General features: G+C 59.9%; 11 protein-coding genes. 2 read left to right on the plus strand and 9 right to left on the minus strand.

The features are described 5' to 3' along the window. Positions 1-126: 126 nt before the first annotated feature. The gene (locus M9Q49_RS32460) at positions 127-1,191 is read left to right on the plus strand and encodes a hypothetical protein (protein ID WP_254513467.1); all 1,065 of its coding nucleotides are present in this window, start codon (positions 127-129) and stop codon (positions 1,189-1,191) included. Between the two features lie 262 nt (positions 1,192-1,453). Here the strand turns inward: M9Q49_RS32460 and M9Q49_RS32465 are convergent, their stop codons facing one another. Together M9Q49_RS32465 and M9Q49_RS32470 are read right to left on the minus strand one after the other, a co-directional pair. Beyond that, entirely contained in the window at positions 1,454-3,682 is a 2,229-nt protein-coding gene (locus M9Q49_RS32465; protein WP_254513468.1) for a TonB-dependent receptor, read from the minus strand. Positions 3,683-3,847: 165 nt separating this feature from the next. Then, on the minus strand, positions 3,848-5,185 hold the full coding sequence (locus M9Q49_RS32470; RefSeq protein WP_254513469.1) for a DUF1501 domain-containing protein: 1,338 nt from the start codon (positions 5,183-5,185) through the stop codon (positions 3,848-3,850). Positions 5,186-5,416: 231 nt separating this feature from the next. Between M9Q49_RS32470 and M9Q49_RS32475 the strand changes: the two genes are divergently transcribed. Beyond that, entirely contained in the window at positions 5,417-7,717 is a 2,301-nt protein-coding gene (locus M9Q49_RS32475) for a G8 domain-containing protein (protein WP_254513470.1), read from the plus strand. A gap of 51 nt (positions 7,718-7,768) precedes the next feature. On the opposite strand, the gene M9Q49_RS35875 is transcribed toward M9Q49_RS32475, so the two are convergent. The 7 genes from M9Q49_RS35875 to M9Q49_RS32510 form a co-directional block, all read right to left on the minus strand. Further along, on the minus strand, positions 7,769-10,978 hold the full coding sequence (locus M9Q49_RS35875) for a PDZ domain-containing protein (protein ID WP_254513471.1): 3,210 nt from the start codon (positions 10,976-10,978) through the stop codon (positions 7,769-7,771). After that, the gene (locus M9Q49_RS32485; RefSeq protein ID WP_254513472.1) at positions 10,971-11,192 is read right to left on the minus strand and encodes a CPXCG motif-containing cysteine-rich protein; all 222 of its coding nucleotides are present in this window, start codon (positions 11,190-11,192) and stop codon (positions 10,971-10,973) included. Before M9Q49_RS32485 ends, M9Q49_RS35875 begins: the two co-directional genes overlap by 8 nt. Before the next feature lie 84 nt (positions 11,193-11,276). Beyond that, positions 11,277-12,266 carry an inorganic phosphate transporter gene (locus M9Q49_RS35880; protein WP_254513473.1) on the minus strand — a complete coding sequence of 330 codons (990 nt, stop codon included), beginning with the start codon at positions 12,264-12,266 and terminating at the stop codon, positions 11,277-11,279. A 17-nt stretch (positions 12,267-12,283) separates the two neighbouring features. Then, the gene (locus M9Q49_RS32495) at positions 12,284-13,195 is read right to left on the minus strand and encodes a sulfurtransferase (protein WP_254513474.1); all 912 of its coding nucleotides are present in this window, start codon (positions 13,193-13,195) and stop codon (positions 12,284-12,286) included. 164 nt (positions 13,196-13,359) lie between these two features. Continuing rightward, on the minus strand, positions 13,360-14,799 hold the full coding sequence (locus M9Q49_RS32500; RefSeq protein WP_254513475.1) for an EF-hand domain-containing protein: 1,440 nt from the start codon (positions 14,797-14,799) through the stop codon (positions 13,360-13,362). Beyond that, positions 14,796-16,103 carry a DUF1501 domain-containing protein gene (locus M9Q49_RS32505; RefSeq protein ID WP_254513476.1) on the minus strand — a complete coding sequence of 436 codons (1,308 nt, stop codon included), beginning with the start codon at positions 16,101-16,103 and terminating at the stop codon, positions 14,796-14,798. Before M9Q49_RS32505 ends, M9Q49_RS32500 begins: the two co-directional genes overlap by 4 nt. A gap of 48 nt (positions 16,104-16,151) precedes the next feature. After that, positions 16,152-17,699, minus strand: coding sequence for a DUF1549 and DUF1553 domain-containing protein (locus M9Q49_RS32510; RefSeq protein WP_254513477.1), 1,548 nt, complete (start codon positions 17,697-17,699; stop codon positions 16,152-16,154). Positions 17,700-17,723 lie beyond the last annotated feature (24 nt).

Genomic DNA, 17,723 nt, shown 5'->3' on the forward strand with positions numbered 1-17,723 from the left:
GAGCGAGGGAAGATGCGTGATTGTACCAAGCCGATGCGAACTCTCGCAGATACTTGCGAGCGTCCTGCAATCGACCAATGATGACGGACGGTTATTGAAGATTCCCGTCTCAGTTTTGCACTCACCATGTCCGACCGGTCCGATTTCGATCACGAACAATTCATCCGCCGAGTCGGTCGCCCGATGAAGGTCCATCCGGAAGCACTGCTCCGGCAACTTCAGCCGCAGGGCTTTGTGCTCACCGCTGCTAGTCGCACTTGGGGATTGAACGAACTGCAGTATCTGCGACCGACGCCGGACTCGCCGGGGCTGTTCGATTTGCTCGAGCTCAAGGGTGATACCACGGGCAATCATCTGGCCGTGTATGTCGCGCAGGGACTCGTCGCACATCCCACCCCTTTTGCTAGGGTTTCGCAGTTTGTGCCAGTCGCGAATTATGGCCGGCGATCCGACAAGATTTTTTCAGACAATCAAGCAATCGAAATGGAAAACGGCTTGGGACAAGCAGTCCCCGCGCTGTTCGCCGAACTTCACGAACGCGCAGGCCGAGCCTTCTATGAAGAAACCGCCGCCGCTCGCGCTGCCGCAGAACGCTATTTGCAAACGCTGCAACCATCGGCCGACTTGAACGAAACGCTGCAGCGGTTGCGGTCGATGGCTTCGGAGGAACAGTGGCAACAAACGCTCGAATATATCCGCCGCGATTCGATCACGCCCTTGAACATGGTCGACTTCCGCACGGTGTGGGAAATCGCTGGACTCTGCCAGGTACTCTACTGGGACCGTGACGCTGAGTTTCGCGGCATTCCCGGTGAAGTCCCCGCGAAGCAGGCAACGGCCGACGATCGTGAAGCTCACTTCCGTTTACACATCGTTGCGAGCCGCTTGGCCCGCGCGCCCGGTTGGCCGATCGTCGATCCGCTCGTGCCGAATCGCTGTGATCTCGAAGACACGATTGTTTGGCGCGACATGAAGCCCCGGTATGTCGCGCAGGTGTTTGACAAGTACCTGGCCACGATCGATCGCCGCTGCGCGTGTGGCAAGTGTTTGTATTATGTTCGTCACAACCTGCACGACCAGGAGCCGCGAACAGCCGAGGTCCTCGCCCGCTGCAACAACGGCCACGAAGAGACCATCGAGTTCGCCGCCGCCGGCCTGGGAAACCTCTCTTCAGCGGCAGAGGGCGAATGAATCCCTCTCGCGAACCGCTGCAGGCTGCACATCCGTTACAGAGAGACACTTGCCCGAGAAATTTTCGCCAACCCGCAGACTTTGCCTCATGGTCAAATTTGACTAAGGCCGGCTAGCGCATAAAGTTCAGTGTACGCAGTTCGCACCCGCTGCTGCGACAAAACACAGGCTTTCTCACTCCCGTGTTGGGCGGCATTCATCAGGATCGGTGATCGCCGCCCGTTTTTATTTCTTGGCGACAGTGCAGCGAATCTACTTCGCTTTAGAAGCTCACGCCCACGGTGCCACGCAACGTGATCGGGGCGCCGGGCGTAATCGAGGTGCTGTTGTTGCCGCTCACCGCATAGCGCTGGTCGGTCAAGTTTTCGATGAATAACATGCTCCGCCACCGGCCCACGTCGTAGTAGAGGGCCATGTCGAAGCGAGTGTAACCCGGCAGCGAATAGTTATTGTCGGCAGAGATGAACCAGGAATCGGTGTAGAGCATCCCGAAGCCGGCGCCGACCACTCGGTTACTCTCCTGGATAAAGTTGTAGCGCGTCCACAGGCTCCCTTGCCAGTTGGGCGTGTTGGTCAGTTGCTTGCCGATGTTCGCTGCGACGCGGTCGTTTTCGATGCGGGCATCGGTCATGCCATAGCCGTTGATGATGCTCCACCGCTCGGTGATTTGGCCGAAGAGTTCGACTTCGAAACCGGTCGAGCGTACCAGGCCGATCTGTGTCGAGGCTGGCGGCACACTCAGGGGAATCGCTTGGACAACATTTGTCCGCTCGATGTCGAAGTAGCCGACCGTCAGCCAGAGTTGATCGATCACCTGCATCTTCGTGCCGACATCAAAACCGAAGCCCGACTCAGGAACCAGCGGATCGCCGTTGATGTCGTTGCCTTGGACTGGATTGAACGTCTCGCTGTAAGCCGCGTAGAACGACAACTGCTCCGGCAAGGGTTCGTAGACAAGTCCATACCGCGGCGTGAGGATTTGCCACGACTGGTCGGTGCGGTTGCCGTTGCTAAAGTTCTTCGAGTCGTAGGCGTTGCCGCGCACGCCGACGAGCGCTTTGACCGTCGACGTAAGCTCGATCAGATCCTGAAAATAAACGCCGTATTGATCTACTTCGCTACCTGAAGTGAGCGGCGCTGCGAGCGCGGGAACGGCGGGATACAGGCTGTAGTTCGCGCCAGGCGTGTTGTAGGGGTCGTTCACATTCAGCGGGAAGCCAGTCACCACGCTATTCCGCGAAGAAACGTCGTTCACCGTAGTGCCGAGTTCGGTTCCCACCAGCACACGATGTTTGAACAGCGGGCCATCGACCTCGCCGGTGATGTCGGCAATCGCGTAATGATCTTGCGCAATCGATTGCTGCTGCACATATTGCCGCGTCACGTTGTTACCAACCACGCCGCGTGTGTCGTAGTTGCTGCGATGTTCACCCGACCAGTTCGAAACGTAACCCATCCGCCAGAACCAGTTGTCGTTCACCCAGTGGTTCAGAAACAGATTGAACTGGCCATCGTTGTACTCGTTGCCGTCGGTCGGTTGGCCGAGAAAAGTATTGATGGGCAACGCCAGGGGATTGCCGACGGGCGTGTTCGGCAAAAACACCAGGCCGCGATCAGTCGGCCGTGTGTCGTGCAAATACTCACCTTGGAACGTCAGCGTCGTTTGATCGTCAAGCACGAATGTCAGCGACGGCGCGATGAACTGCCGGTCGACATTCACGAAATCGCGGAAGCTCCCCGAGTCTTGCACCGCATAATTCAAACGGCCGAGAACATTCTCGTTCCCAAGCAGCGGCGTATTGAGATCGCCGACGGTGCGAAACAAGTTGTCGCTGCCGACCATGAAATCGACGTCAGCAAAGCGAGCGTTGATCGCCTTCTTGGTGATCACATTGATCACGCCGGCCGGCTGTGACGCCGAACCATACAACGCCGACGCCGGTCCCTTCAGCACTTCGATTCGCTCGATATTCTGCACTTCGCGCCGCACCCACGAACTGTCGCGAAAGCCATCCTTGCGAAAGTCACTGCCGGCAAAGCCGACATTGAAACCGCGAATGTTGTACTCATCCGAGCGGCCGCCCGTGCCATTGCGCGGCACGACATTTGGCACGGTTTGCAGCGCTTGATCGAAGGTGATCGAGCTCCGATCCCAAATCAGATCTTGCGTCACGGTGTTGACGACGCCCGGAAATTGCAAAATCGGCAAATCGAACCGCGTCGGCGTTGTAGTGCTGGGCGCGGCATAGCCTTGCACCGGCAACGAAGCGAACGGCGAGTCGTAACTCGTATTCGCAAAGGGATCGTCAAACAGCACGAAGTCGGACGTGTCGTTGTTGACCGCAACCGCAGTCGGCTCCGGCGCGGGAGGCTGCGACAATTCATCGCCGCGAGCAGTCCCCGACCATGCCAGCACACCGCACGCCAAACCAGCGCCGATCCAGGCGCGAAGTTTACGGAGATTCGGTCGCTTCATCTTGGGAACGATCATCGTGACCCCGCGCAGGCAGTGATTGCGGCACGACGGTTACCTTCGGCATTTCATGTAGTCGCGTTTGCTACATAACATTTCCGGAAGTATCCCCTCACTAGCCGTTAAATTTTCAGCTGCTAGCGGGTCAAGTTTTGTGATAGCTGTTCCTCTGCCGCGAGGCACTTACGCCAGGATCTCTTTAATCCCCTTCCCTTCAGCAAGCTTAATGGGCCGACCTTGGTCGGAGATGTTTTTCGCTTCGGGGTCGATGCCAACTGCCGTGCACAGCGTGGCGAGGACATCGCCGACGTCGACTTTTCCCTCCTCAACTTCTTCGCCGCTAGCGCTCGTCTTGCCGAAGGCCTGGCCACCCTTGATGCCGCCGCCAGCGAGGACGCAACTCCAGGCAGCCGGGAAGTGATCGCGGCCGCCTTGCGGATTGATCTTCGGCGTGCGGCCGAATTCGCCCATCCAGAGAATGGTGGTTGATTCGAGCAGGCCGCGATCTTTCAATTCTTCCATTAGCGTCCCCCAGCCGTTATCGAGCTCGGCTGAAAGGGACTTCACGGCGGCGAAGTTGCCGAGATGCGTATCCCAGCCGATGCTATTGCCGCCGAGATCGCCGAGCGAAACCTCGACAAATGACACGCCGCGCTCGATCAATCGCCGAGCCATCAAGCAACCCTGACCAAATCGACCGCGGCCATACGCGTCGCGAACGACAGCTTTCTCTTGCGACAGATCGAAAGCCTCGGCCGCCTTGCTATCCATCAGCTTGATCGCCCGCTGATAAACCGTGTTCTGCGCGAGCGGCACTGGTCCTGGATGATTGGCCAAAAAGTTTGTCTGCAGCGCTCGCCACAATTCGAGTCGGTCCTGCAACTCCTGCTTATTGACCGACGACGGCGGCGCCAGATCGTCGACCTTCATCTCGGCATAACTCATCGCGCCGGGCATCGGCGGTTGCAGCGAATCACTCGCGCCGACGGTCAGCGGCGCATACTTCGGTCCGAGAAAGCCAGCGCCGAACGCTTGCGGATTGAAGGCCCGATACGGCGCGATGGCCACATGCTGCGGCACCGCGTCATCCTCGCTGCCGAGCGCTTTTGAGAGCGACGCGCCGAGCCCCGGATATTGAATCGGTCCTTGCGGCTGATGGCCGGTCCGCATCAGGTAAGTGCCGCGGCCGTGATCTCCTTCCTTGGTGCTGAGGCTGCGCACGACGGCCAGATGATTGGCCAGCTTGCCGAGCTTCGGCAGATGCTCGCTGAACTTTAGTCCCGCCGCGGCGGTCTCCACTTCCCTAAACTCACCGCCGTTGGCATGCCCCGGCTTCATGTCAAAGGTATCGGTCTGCGTCGGTCCGCCGGTCATCCACAGCACGACGCAATGTCGCCGCTGTTTTGCCGGCTTGTCTTCCGCGGCCCGAGCCAGTGGCGCGAAACCACTTCGGCTGAAGCCGAGCAAACCCAATCCAGCTGCGGCCAAGAGTTGCCGACGAGGAAGCAAGCCGTGAAACATGAGCGGGCTCCACCAACAGATTTTCGAAGAGTCTGTTTATTTGCGTCTGTAGCAGCGTAAAAGGCAAGAGCAGACTACGCGTTCACGAAAAATCGCCCAGCCGAGTTTTTCTGGCTATGGCCCAAAAAAGAGTTACAATCCCGGCTGCCTTCCTGTTCACCCGCCCTCAGCCTGCCATCCAGCGCCGATTCGCGGGACCTACCTTTCCCAGATTTCGATAGGGAGCTCTCTATGTTCGTGCGTCTCGCGAGTGCGGTGGCGATCTTGTTCGCGCTCGGCCAGGTGGTTCATGCTGCCGATGCCGTGCCGGTCATTCAATCGGCGAAGTCGGGTCCTTGGTCAGCCGCGGAAACTTGGACCGGCGGTAAGGTGCCGGGATCGAACGTGAAGGTGCTGATTCAGTCGGGCCACACCGTGACATACGACGTGAAGGCGAAGGCCGATGAAGTGATTCGCTCGTTGCATATCGCCGGCACGCTGCAGTTTGATCCAAATAAAACGACGCAGCTCAACGTGGGGCTGATCAAGATTCAGGATAGTGACGATACCGCCGAAGAAGGCTTTGATTGCGAAGGGCACGTCGCCGAACCGGAGCCGGGAAAGCAACGGGCCGCGCTTCTCGTTGGAACTCCCGACAAGCCGGTTGCCGCTGAGCACAAAGCGCTGATCCGTCTGACATACGTCGAGGGGCTCGATAAGAATTCCTGCCCGGCGATTGTTTGCTGCGGCGGACGGATGGATTTTCACGGCCAACCGATGAATCGCACGTGGGTCAAACTCGGTGTGACGGCAGCCAAGGGCGACAAACAAGTCACGCTCGGCGAAAAGGTGACCGGCTGGCGCGTTGGCGATCGAATCATTCTCACGCCGACGCAAACGGACTATCGCAGCGATCCAATCAATGAAGAACGCACCATTGCTGCCATCGAAGGCGAAGTGGTGAAGTTCGACGAAGCGCTCGAGTACCTGCATCTCGGCGAAGCCGACACCCGCGGCGAAGTGGCGAACCTGAGCCGCAACGTCATCGTTGAATCAGCCGATCCCGCCGGTGAGCGCGGCCACACGATGTACCACCGTTATTCGCAAGGAAGTATCAGCTATGCGGAGTTCCGGCACCTCGGCAAAAAGAATGTCCTCGGCCGTTACTCGCTCCACTTCCATTTGATCGGCAACACGATGCGCGGCAGCTATGTCGTCGGCGCGTCGATTCACGACAGCCATAATCGCTGGCTGACGATTCACGGCACGAACTACCTCGTGGCCCGCGACAACGTCGGCTACGGCAGCATCGGCCACGGATTCTTTTTGGAAGACGGCACCGAAGTTTACAACGTCCTCGATCGCAACCTGGCCGTCGGCGCTGTCGCCGGCAAGAAGTTGCCGAAGCAGGTTCTGCCCTTTGATCAGAATGAAGGAGCCGGTTTCTGGTGGGCCAATAGTTTGAATACGTTCACGCGAAATGTCGCGGCTGGCAACGATTTGTATGGATTTCGCTTTGAAGCGACTTCGAGTAGCTCCTTCAAGACGCTGTTCCCCGTGATGCAAGCCGATGGCACCGATAAGCTCACCGATGTTCGCACGCTGCCGTTCGTGCGGTTCGAGGACAACGAAGTGCATAGCAACGGCGGGTTGTATGGCATCAATCTTGGCGAAGGAGTGAATCGCGTCGGGCCCGACGAGAAGCATCCGTTCGTGGTAAAGAATACGAAGATCTGGGACGTGCATTACGGCTTTCGTCCACAAGTACCGTCGCTGCTCGTCGAGAATCTGTCGATTCAATCGCACTACGGCATTTACCATCCGAATTTTGATCGGCATGTGTATCGCGACGTGACGATTCGCGCTACGAACACCGAGCCGTTCAATCGGGGCCATGACGACGCCAGCGAACAGCATGGCGTGGTGACCGTCGATGGTCTCACGTTCGACAATATCCGCTCGGGCGGCATGCCGCTGATTCAGATCTCGGACGATAATCCGACCGGCAATGCGGCGTCGCACTTTCGCCATGTGAACGTGACGAATTGGAAGGACAATTCGAAGGCCAAGGCTATCGTCAATCTCGGCGGCGGCCCTCGGCCGCAACCGAAGAGCGAAAAGGGTGTGTCGATCGTCATTCACGATCACTACGGCCCCGGCCGGCATGCTCTCGTCGTCAGCACCCGCTCGCCCGAATACAAAGCGAACCCGAATAGCTTCCACAGCGAACCGCCGCTGACCGGTAACGAATCAGCCGTGCGCGAAGTGACCGACGTCGAGTTCCCCAAGGTCCTCAATCCCGTCGATGATCTGCCGCCGGCGACCGTGATCACTCACATCGCTCGCAAGGGCGATCAACTGATCGTCAGCGGCAACTGCACCGACAACGGTGAAGTGAAAAGGGTCGTTGTGAATGGTCAGGATGCCAAAGCCACCGCGGCCAACTTCGGCCAATGGGAAGTTACGATTCCCGCGGCGAAGAAAGTGACTGCGTTTGCTGCCGATGCGGCCGGGAACACAGAGCAACTGAAGCACGAAGTGGCTATGCAGTAGCAAAATCGTCAATCGCTCCCGCGAAAGAACATGTCTTTCGCGGGAAGACGCTTAGGGCCTTCGTTCCAGCTTCACCTTCACCGATTCTTTTCCGCCCGCTCGTTCCACTTCCAGTGTTACTTCCTGGCCGGCGTCTTTCTGCTCCAAGCATTGACTCAGATCGCTGGGCGCGAACAGCGCTCGGCCGTCGCACGTCAGCACCACCTCGCCCGGCTTGAGCCCTGCCGCGGCGACGGCTGGGGAATCGATGGTTTCGATCGCGACGCCCGGTTCGGTCGATCCGCTGCGACGTTTGACGGTGAAGCCGATCAACGGTTCGGTGCCGAGAGGCCAGCTGCCGAAGACGTCGCCGCCGCGCAGCCGATTCGTCGGATCGAGTTGGTCGCCTTGAATGGGCCGTTCAAAAATAAAGCCGCCGCGCGGATGCCGGCCGACGTGCAAACCCATTAGGTAACCATGCCGGTGAAACAGCACGCCGCCGGGAATCCATTCGGGCGTTTCGAGTGTGCTCCACAAACGGCCACGCACGGCTTGGCGCACTTCGACCTGCACCGCTTCGATCTTGAAACCGCCACTTGGTTTCGGCGGCATGATCATGGCCACATAATCGTCGGCCAGCTTCGCTTCCTTCACATCCCAAAACGGCACAACGACCAGCTGCTGTGCCTTCTCGGCCTTCACCATGCCCAGGTCGCGATCGCGGCAGATGCCCTTTGTTTTTGCGGCAAACGTTTTGCCGTCGTGCAGATGCACGGTCACATCTTCATTCACGCTGCCCAATAGGTGACCGGGAACGAGGATTTCCCCTTCGGGCCGAATCGCCACGCCGCCGCACCAGCGACCACCAGCGAACTCAACGCCGACGAGCGCTGGCGTCATCCGCTTGGTGATGTCCTTCGGCCAATTGTCGAGCGTCTTGGTCGCGTCTTCCCACGACGAAGGGCGCGGCGGCAAGCGATCGAGATCACTGGGGCTGCGGCCGAGATAAGCGTGATCCATATACACGCTGTCGCCATCGAAGCAACTGACCAGCATGTCGCGAATCTCGAACTCACCGAAGTCCGCAAAGAGATCGCGCGTGACAACAATCCAGTGCTCCGGCAGATCGCCGTCCCACAAGCGCACGGCCGAGTCGAATGCCGGTTTGCCTTTGCCGGTGTCGAAGCGATAAGGGCGTCTACCTGCAGCGGCCGCTTCGAACTCCAGTGAGAACCGCCCTTTCGATTTTTGCTTCTGTGGTCGACGGACCGCGAACCGCACGAAGCGATATTCGCCCCACTGAGGCCGTTCGCGAATCTGCAAGCTGGTCTTCAAGCCGACCCGATACACGCCGTTGCCGGTGAGTTGCATGCACCCACGCCCCGAAAAACGATCGGCGGTCACGTATTCCGCGGCGCTGGATGAGTTCGTCGACTCGGCAGTCAGTTTGGGATTGTCCTCATACAAATCGAACGAAGTGGGATGCTGACTCGCAAGCGCGATCGACCGCCAGCGCACCGGCGCGGCATCGGGCGGTGCGGCCAGCTGACGAATCTCCACCGCGAGCGTTTGCGGCTTGGCTTGCTGATAGGGCGCGAGGGGTACAACTAGCGGCGGCGTTTCATTCCATTCGCCGCGCAGCTCCGGAATTTCAAATTCGGCGGCGGGCTGCCCTGCGATGCGAACTTCCAGCTTCACAGGCGCGCCTTGCGGCCGAACGCGGGCGGCAGCGATCACCAGCCAGTTGTCGCCAGGTTTGAGCGCCAACTCGCGGGCGAGGGACAACGGCCGATCCTTCATGCTGATCGCGGTGAGAAAACCCTTTTCGGTCTTATCATTGACGACGCGCTCTTGCGACAAGTTCAGCTCGCGATTGGGCGCTGGGCTTAGATTGCGCGCCGGCGAAACCTGCCAACCCTTCCACGCCGCAAATCGTTCCGGCACGCGGCGCTCGAGCTCACGCGCAACGGCAGCGGGCTCCAACTCCAAGTAGCCATCGGCGAGATTGACGTGATCACGAATATCAAACGGATCAGCCCCCGGCGGCCGTCCTTCGTGCAATTGATCGAATTCAAACGTTAGTTGCGTGGTAGCGGGGGGCAACGCGATCCTGCCGGTATCGGCCACCACTTCGGAACCCTGCAGCAACGGACTTTCCCACAACACATTGCCGCCGGGCAGGCGTAGACGGACCTTCGCACAACCACCGCGTCCAGCGAGCCGATCGAGGCAGGCATTGAATCGTACCGCGAGGCAATCGGTCGTCAGCGGCAACGCGAGTTGGGCCGGCGCTTGAATCCCCACGCCGAAGCCGAAGTCGGTTGTCAAACTGCGGAGCGGGCCACCGAGAATGTTGCGGTTCGACAGCCAGCGAACTCCCGCGAGTTGCTTCGCGCCGCGATGCAGGTCTAGCGCCCGCTGCAGCGGCACCTCGTTTTGAGCGAAGAACCGCCAGGCGGTCACTTCGCGGATGGGAATCCACAGCAGATCGAGCGACCACGCCGGTTGCAGCGCATGGACCCAGCGAATCGATTCGTTCGGGTTCCCTTCAAATCGCGGCGCAAACCGCTCCGGTGAACTTGTCACAATCAGCCCGCTGCCGGTTTCGAGTTGCCACAAGCGCGTTTCCGGCTTGGTGCAGAGCGTCGCTAGTTCGCTGAAGTGCAAATTCCACGGTTGAGCGATTGCCGGCAAATGGAGTTCGCTGATCTCGCTAAACGGCACACGCTGCGCGCCATCGGCGAGGAGCACCTGCACGACCGCGCCTTCCAGGCGAAATGCTTGAAACTGCTGGATTCGGCCGTCGCGATAAAAAAGGGTGCCCGGCTGATACTCTAGTTTTCGCCGCCGTTGCCAGACGATTCGCCGGACATAACTCGTGTCGACTCGCAGTTGCGAAACGGGCCGTTCGCGCGGAGGTTCGAGCGTGCAGCGCGGCTCCACAATGAGATGCGGCGGCTGCGGATCGAATTTACTTTCCTGCCCGCTGCGAGCCTCGCTCACCATACCGGGCAGACAATCGCCGGTGTGCATCTCGACACAAGCCGGGGGCGCTTCGCTCAGCGGTTGTGTGCGGTCGCGCAGCCAGCGCGCGGGGTTGCCTGCTTCGAGCAAAGACTGGTTGTCGAGCCGCGGCGTGCGCTGCGCTTCATGCCAATCGGTTAGCGTTTTGCCTTGCACTCGCTGGCCGTTTTGCAGCAAGGCCTGGTACCGCGGGGGCGATTGAGCGAGGCCGATCGAGCAGCTGCAGAGGATCAACAGCGCGACGAAGAATTTATTCACCTTCGGCCCACGCCCGCACGGTGCCGTCGCTTTCGATGTTGATCTGCACGACGTTGGGACGACAACAGACGGGGCAATCTTCGACGAACGACTGTTCGTCTCCCTGAGACGGATCGACGGGAATGACGATTTCTTCTCCGCACGCATCGCAAACATACGAGACCTCCTGCTGCATCTCGCGGACGCGCGGACGACGATGTTTCTTCTTGGCCATAGCTGAACAGTATAGTCCTGAGTGGCGCAAGCGGGGCCGATCGTTACAGTCGTCGACCGCGGAGCGGTCGACGACTGAAGGCAATTAGAAGAGCGAGATCAACCCATATGCGACGGCTGCGAGGACGGCGGCGCAGGGCACCGTGGTGATCCAGGCGATCAAGATCTCAATCACCTTGCGCCAATGCGCCTGTCCCGTGATGGTGCCGATGCCCATGAGCGAGCCGACGCTGACATGCGTGGTGCTGACGGGATAGCTGTGCAGACTGGCAGTCGTCACCAGGCCCGCCGTCACGAGGCTGGCAGCAAAGCCCTGGCCTGGATCGAGGTCGGTCACTTTTTTGCCGAGAGTTTCGGCGACGTTTTTGGCATCGAGCAGCCCGCCGAGGGCGATGCAAACGGCGACGATGATAAAGGCCCAACGGCTGTCGAAATTGGAGATCACCAGCAGCAGCGCCACCATCTTCGGCGTGTCGTTCAAGCCGCGGGCAAAACTGGCGGCGCCGGCGCTGAGGTAGTGGAGTCGATCAAGCAGAGAATTTCGTTTCTTCGGCATCTTCACCAGGCCGTACAGGAGCGCGCCAAGCAACGCCGAGATGGCGGGACTGGAAATCAGCGGAACAACGAATCGCCAGATGACGGCGTCGAAGTGGACCTTGCTGTGCATGAGGTTGCCGCTGCCTGCCAGGCCGGCGCCCACGAGCGCGCCAACCAGCGCATGCGTTGTGGAAACCGGAAATCCAAATCGCGTCGCGAGAAAACTCGTGAGCGCGGCACCCAGAGCGACGGCGGTGAGGAACTCTTGTTGCTGTGCGATTTCCTTGTCGACGATGCCAATGCCGCCGAACTGCTTCAGCAGTTCCTGGGAATGAAAGCCCCAGTAGTCGAGCAACCCTTGCGCGAGAAACAACGCCGCGATCGAGCCCGCGAACGTCATCGCCGTGCCCCAGTAGAGCGCGCCGCGCAGCGAGGTCGTGCCGCTGCCGTAGAGCGACGCGACACCCTTGAAGTTGGCATTTGCGCCGTTCGTGAATGCCACGAAGCAAACGGCAATAAAGAGAAGTACAGTTAGCACAGCCTGCCGCCTCGCAACTACTTGGCCTTGTTCTCGGTCGTTTCGGCGGGATGCTGCTTCAGCGATACGTATTCCTTCCACGAGCCTTCGTACAACCGCACGTTTGGATACTTCGCGACGTGCTTCAGATAAAACCGCAGCAAGCTTCCCTCGCGCGAGGTGCCGCAATAGACCAGAATCTCTTTGTCTGCCGTCAGCCCCGCCGCCTTCAGATCGGCTTCCACTTTTTCGAACGGCTTGAAGGCGTGCGTGTTGTCGCTCTCCATCAGGCGAGCCCAGTGAAAGCTGATCGCGCCGGGGATGTGTCCTTTGCGGAGCCAGATTTCGTCGTTGCCGAGATATTCATTGTGCGGGCGAGCGTCGACCAGAATCACGCCCGGCTTCCCTTTTCGTTCGAGAACGTCTTCGACTTTCAAGCTGATCTCGGGCTTCATCTTTTCCGGCAGCGTGCCGGCTGGGTTGCCGAAGTATTCCTGTGTGACCGGCAGCTTGGCTTTTTTCCAGGCCGGCAAACCGCCATCGACGATGCGAATGTCGGTGACGCCGAATTTTTCCAGGACATAGGCGACCATGCTTGCGCTGAGGATCTCGTCGTTGGGCAGCGCTTCGCCGGTGGCGTAGATCAAGTGCGTGCGGTTGCGATCAACGCCGGCGCGGACGAGCAATGTCTCCGTAAGATCGTCCGGCAAGTACTGCACCGGCACGCCGTGGTCGGTGCCGCGGAGCGTGTCGAAATTCAGATGATGGGCCGTCGGCAGATGCCCGCGAAAATAATCCTTATAACCGCCGCGGGTATCGAGCACGATCGGCCGCTGCGCCGCGTCGGCAGCCGTGATGAGCTTGTTCGCCTCAGCAGGCGAAATAATGCCGATCTCGGCTTGGGCGATGCCTGCGCACAGGAGCAGCAGGGCCAGGGCGAACAATTTCATGGGAAGGATCGCGGTTGAAGGAGAGCAGAAGGCGTGCGATCATTCTAGCTTCGGTGAGAATGAATGCCAGGGTTAGCACGAGCGCGCAGGCGGAGATCATGGCACGCTGCGATTCTTGCCGGAACTGCGCAGAGTACTACTTGTTCCGGCCTACGTAAGCACGACTATTTCGCGGTCGCTTCGGCTTCAGAGAGAATGTCGTCGCCATTCGTGTCGAGCCGGGTGAACGCCGCGGCCGGGCCGGTGAATTCGCGGCGAGAAACTTCGCCATCGAGATTGCGGTCCATGGCGAGAAACCAAGCCGGGCCCGAGCGATGCGAAACTCCCAGGACCGATTGCGGGTAACCGGCGCTCGCGGTGATCACAATCGTTGTCGGGAGTTTGCTCAGATCGAGTTGACCATCTTGAATCGCGCCGGCCTTCTCGGCGCGTTCGACAGCGGCGCGAAGTTCCGCCGCTGAGAGCGCTCCGTCACGATTGCCATCGAGTAGTTCGAACAAGCCACTGCCGCCGTCGAGCAAGGTGAGCAGCACCTGACCCGCGGCGAATTGCTTCTGCAGAGCCAGCCAGGCCTTCAGTTCGGTTTCGGCAAGTTGCGAATCCGCGTTGCGATCGGCGATGGCGAGCAAGTTCTTCCACTCGGTCCCTTGTGATTTTTCGATCTCGGCAGCATCGAGTTGAGCGTCGTCGTTCGTGTCATCATCACCAAAACGGCGTTCCAGTCGCTTGTAAGCGCCGTCCGACGTCTCCTGCAAACGGCCCGGGTCGGCTCGCAACACAAACTGCAGCCCCGGCTTGGTCAGCGTGAGCGATCCACCGCTCAACTTGGCCTCGGCTGGCGAAGCCGCAGACAAAACAGGCGGCTTGGCTTTGTCCGCTTCGGCAGCAACGATGCGAATCGCGACGACGAACTCGGCGGACGTTTCTTCTTTGCTGGCCGGCAACACAGCTGCGGCAAACTTTGGTTTGGAAGGGGCTTCTTTGGCGGCGGCCTTCAGCAAATAACTTCCCGCAGCGCCTGGATACTTCAAGCCGGCCACGAGTTCACCCGCGCCGATCATCTCATCGTCATTGCGATCAAATTTGGCAATCGCCGAGGCGGCCTTTTTCAGTTCATCGATACTCACCTGGCCGTTGCCGTCGGCGTCGAGCATTTTGACGAGCGCGGCATTCAGGCTCTTGGTGTGTGTCATTTTACCAGCGCCGACGAAGGGCTGACCGAGACCGGCTGCCCGATAAAAGGCGGCGACTTCGCTGGCGTCGACGAACTTATCGGAATTGGCATCGAGTGCGGCGAACTCCGGCACGTCGCCAAAGCTGGGCGTGAAGCCGGCGGCCAGAACTTCGCGAAACGCAGCAACCGATGGCAAGCGAGCGGCTTCGGCGGCATTCAATTTTTGATCTCCGTCGAAATCGTAGAACTTCGTGAGCTCGGCGAAACTCTCCTGCCAGACATCGACGAACTTGCGGTCGCCGATCTGGATCTCGAGGCGCGCGCGAACCGGACCTTGCAGGCCGGTCAACTGCAACTCGCAATCGCCGGCGAGCGCGGTTGTCGCCAGGCCAATGACACAGCACAAAACAGCCAATCGCCCGACGATCATAGAATCTCCGAGATCACTTTCGCAGTCGGATCGGCAATGCGGATCGGCCGGCTGACGTTGGAAATGTTTTGCTTCATGGGATTGATGCCGACCGCGGTGCAGACCGTGGCCAGCAGATCGGGAACGCTCACCGGCCGATCTTCGACTGTCGTGCCGTCAGCGCTCGTCTTGCCGATGACCTGGCCACCCTTGATGCCGCCGCCAGCGATGACGGTGCTCCACGAGTGCGGCCAGTGATCGCGGCCGGCTTGGCCGTTGATCTTCGGCGTGCGGCCGAATTCGCCCATGCAAAGGATGAGGGTCGAGTCGAGCAGGCCGCGCTGTTGCAAATCGGTGAGCAACGCGCCGAAGCCTTGATCGAGCGTGCCCGACAATTGCTTGACACGCTCGAAGTTGCCGCCGTGCGTATCCCAGCCGTCGAGTGTGACTTCGACAAACGGCACGCCGCGCTCGACCAGTCGCCGCGCGAGCAAACAGCCTTGGCCAAACGAACTACGGCCGTACGTGTCGCGGAGCTTTTCGTCTTCGTCGTTGATATTGAACGTCTTCGCCGCTTCGGGCTTCATCAGGCTCACCGCTTGAGCAGTGGCCGAACGCATCGTTTCGACCACGCGGCTATCGGCGCCGGCGGCAAAGCCTTGTTCCATTTTGCTGAGCAGGTCGAGCCGATTGCGCTGCGCTGTTTCGGTCACACCATCGGGTCGCGACAGATTCGGCACCTTGAGCGAGCCACCGTCATCGTCTTGCGCGTTCTGCAATCCGCGTCCACCACCGCCGACTTGCAACGGCGAATAGCGTGGGCCGAGAAAACCGCCGCCGATGGTCCGCCGTGAATTGACGCTGACGTAACCGGGGAGATCGGCTGCTTCGACGCCGCCGAGTTCTTTCGAAACGAGCGCGCCGATCGCGGGGAACTGCAACGCACCGACGGGCGTGTAACCCGTCACGCCCAGGAATGTCGCCCGGCCGTGATCCCCTTCCTTGGTCTTCATCGAGCGGATGATGGCCAGGTGGTTGGTCGCCTTGGCGAGGTTCGGCAAGTGTTCGCTGATGCGGATGCCAGCGACGTTCGTATCGGTCCCTTGGTATGGACCGCCGTTTTCATTGCCGGTCTTCAGATCCCACATGTCGATCGTGGCCGGACCGCCGCTGAGCCAGAGAACGATCACCGACTTGTTGCGCTGCGGCGTGGCAGTCGCGCCGGCGGCCAGGCCTTGCAGCCAACTCGATTGCGAAGCACCGACCGTCACAGCAGCGCCGAGGCGCAGAAGGTTGCGGCGGGAAAGTTCTAGTTTGCGCGACATGCGGCGTCCTCGAGAAAAGAGTGTAGGAAGTCCGTTTGCGTTGAATGATTAATGATTCGTGTTGAACTCGCTGCTATTCAGCAGCACCCACAGCACATCGGCCAGGGCTGCGGTCTCGGTGCGGTCGTCGTCCTTGCTTGTCACGTACGTGAGCAGCGTCTTGGTTTCGTCAGCCGTCGGGCGACGATTGAGCGCGCCGTAAAACAGCATCTCCACTTTCTCTGCCGTGCTGAGAAAGGGCGAATCGGTCGCGGCAGCGAGGAGCGGACTTGTTTCGGACTTCGTCAACTCTTGTACCAGCGTGCCATTCATCAGCGTGAGGGATTGCACGATCGACCGTTCGGCAGCCACCGCGCGCTCGATGTGCAAGAGCGAGGCGAATTGCTCGCGGCGGTTTCCTTCGCGGCCCGAGAGCAAATCCTTGCGGACCGATGGCAAGGCGGCGGCCACCACCAGGCTGTCGTACAGTTGTTCGCCGCTGAGGCCGCGAACGGGCATCCGTTCGAACAGTCGCAACTCCGGCGGCGGAGTGGTTCCGCTGCTGATGGTGCTCAGCTGATAGGCCCGCGTTTGCACCAGCGCTTGCGTGAGAAACTTCAGGTCGTAGCCGCTGGCGACAAACGCATCGGCCAAGGCCTGATGCAGTTCAGGATTGCTGGAAGGATTGTCATCGCTCAAATCATCGAGCGGTTCGACCAAACCGTAGCCGAAGAAGTTGGCCCAGAGGCGATTCACTGCGTTGCGAGCGAAGTAGGGATTCTCACGCTCGATGATCCACTTCGAAAGTTCTTTCCGGCCCGAATCGGGTGCAATCGACGTGGGAAACTCCGGTACGCGATCATTCAGCAACTTGGGCCGCATGACCTTTTCGGTTTCCGGAATTTTCACTTCCAGCACATCGCGCTTGCTCTCGGCGTCCATCTGAGGAGCGGCAAAGAACGCTGCCGTTTCCCAGAACTGATTGCGAGTCCAGCGCGAGAAAGGATGATCGTGGCACTGCGCGCAGTCGAGGTTCAGTCCGAGGAACGCGCGAGTCGTGTTGGCGGCGAGATTCTCGGCGCGGAATAGGCTGGCTGCTTGAAAGCCGATGGGATTAACCGCTTGTTGCAGGTCTTGCGCGCTGTTGGCCTGACGGGTGCGACTGGCCAGGAGGAGTTCCTCGACGAGCTTGTCGTACGAAACATTGTCGCGAAGGCGAACGGCGGCCCAGGCTTCAAATTCATTCGAGAGGCGAGCGAACTCTTGCGTGTCGGTCTGCGGCACCCAGATCCGCCGCCACACCGTGGCAAAGTGCCGGGCGTAACCGCCGGAGTTGATCAGTTGCTCGGTCAGGCGAGCCCGCTTGTTCGGCTGGGCATCGTCGAGAAAGGCTTGCGTTTCGGCGACCGTGGGAATGCGGCCGACTAGATCGAGGTAAACACGCCGCAGGAACGTGCCATCGTCGACGCCTTTGGCTGGCTGCACGCCGGCGCGTTGCCAACCCTTGGCGAGTTCCGCATCAATTCGTTCGGCGAGCTGCGCCGGATCGGCAGCGCGAACGCTGCTGGCGATAAGCACGAGCCCACAGAACAGAGCGATGGCTTGGCAAAGCTTCACGGCTTCGATCCTTCCCAGCAAAAC

Origin of the sequence: Anatilimnocola floriformis, from assembly GCF_024256385.1 — a bacterium.
Taxonomy (GTDB): Bacteria; Planctomycetota; Planctomycetia; order Pirellulales; family Pirellulaceae; genus Anatilimnocola; species Anatilimnocola floriformis.

Bases quoted from the DNA above. Each gene is read 5' to 3' on its own strand.
- M9Q49_RS32500 (WP_254513475.1), bottom strand. From the start codon at position 14,799: ATGATCGTCGGGCGATTGGCTGTTTTGTGCTGTGTCATTGGCCTGGCG.
- M9Q49_RS32470 (WP_254513469.1), bottom strand. From the start codon at position 5,185: ATGTTTCACGGCTTGCTTCCTCGTCGGCAACTCTTGGCCGCAGCTGGA.
- M9Q49_RS32460 (WP_254513467.1), top strand. From the start codon at position 127: ATGTCCGACCGGTCCGATTTCGATCACGAACAATTCATCCGCCGAGTC.
- M9Q49_RS32465 (WP_254513468.1), bottom strand. From the start codon at position 3,682: ATGATCGTTCCCAAGATGAAGCGACCGAATCTCCGTAAACTTCGCGCC.
- M9Q49_RS32475 (WP_254513470.1), top strand. From the start codon at position 5,417: ATGTTCGTGCGTCTCGCGAGTGCGGTGGCGATCTTGTTCGCGCTCGGC.
- M9Q49_RS32505 (WP_254513476.1), bottom strand. From the start codon at position 16,103: ATGTCGCGCAAACTAGAACTTTCCCGCCGCAACCTTCTGCGCCTCGGC.
- M9Q49_RS32485 (WP_254513472.1), bottom strand. From the start codon at position 11,192: ATGGCCAAGAAGAAACATCGTCGTCCGCGCGTCCGCGAGATGCAGCAG.
- M9Q49_RS32495 (WP_254513474.1), bottom strand. From the start codon at position 13,195: ATGAAATTGTTCGCCCTGGCCCTGCTGCTCCTGTGCGCAGGCATCGCC.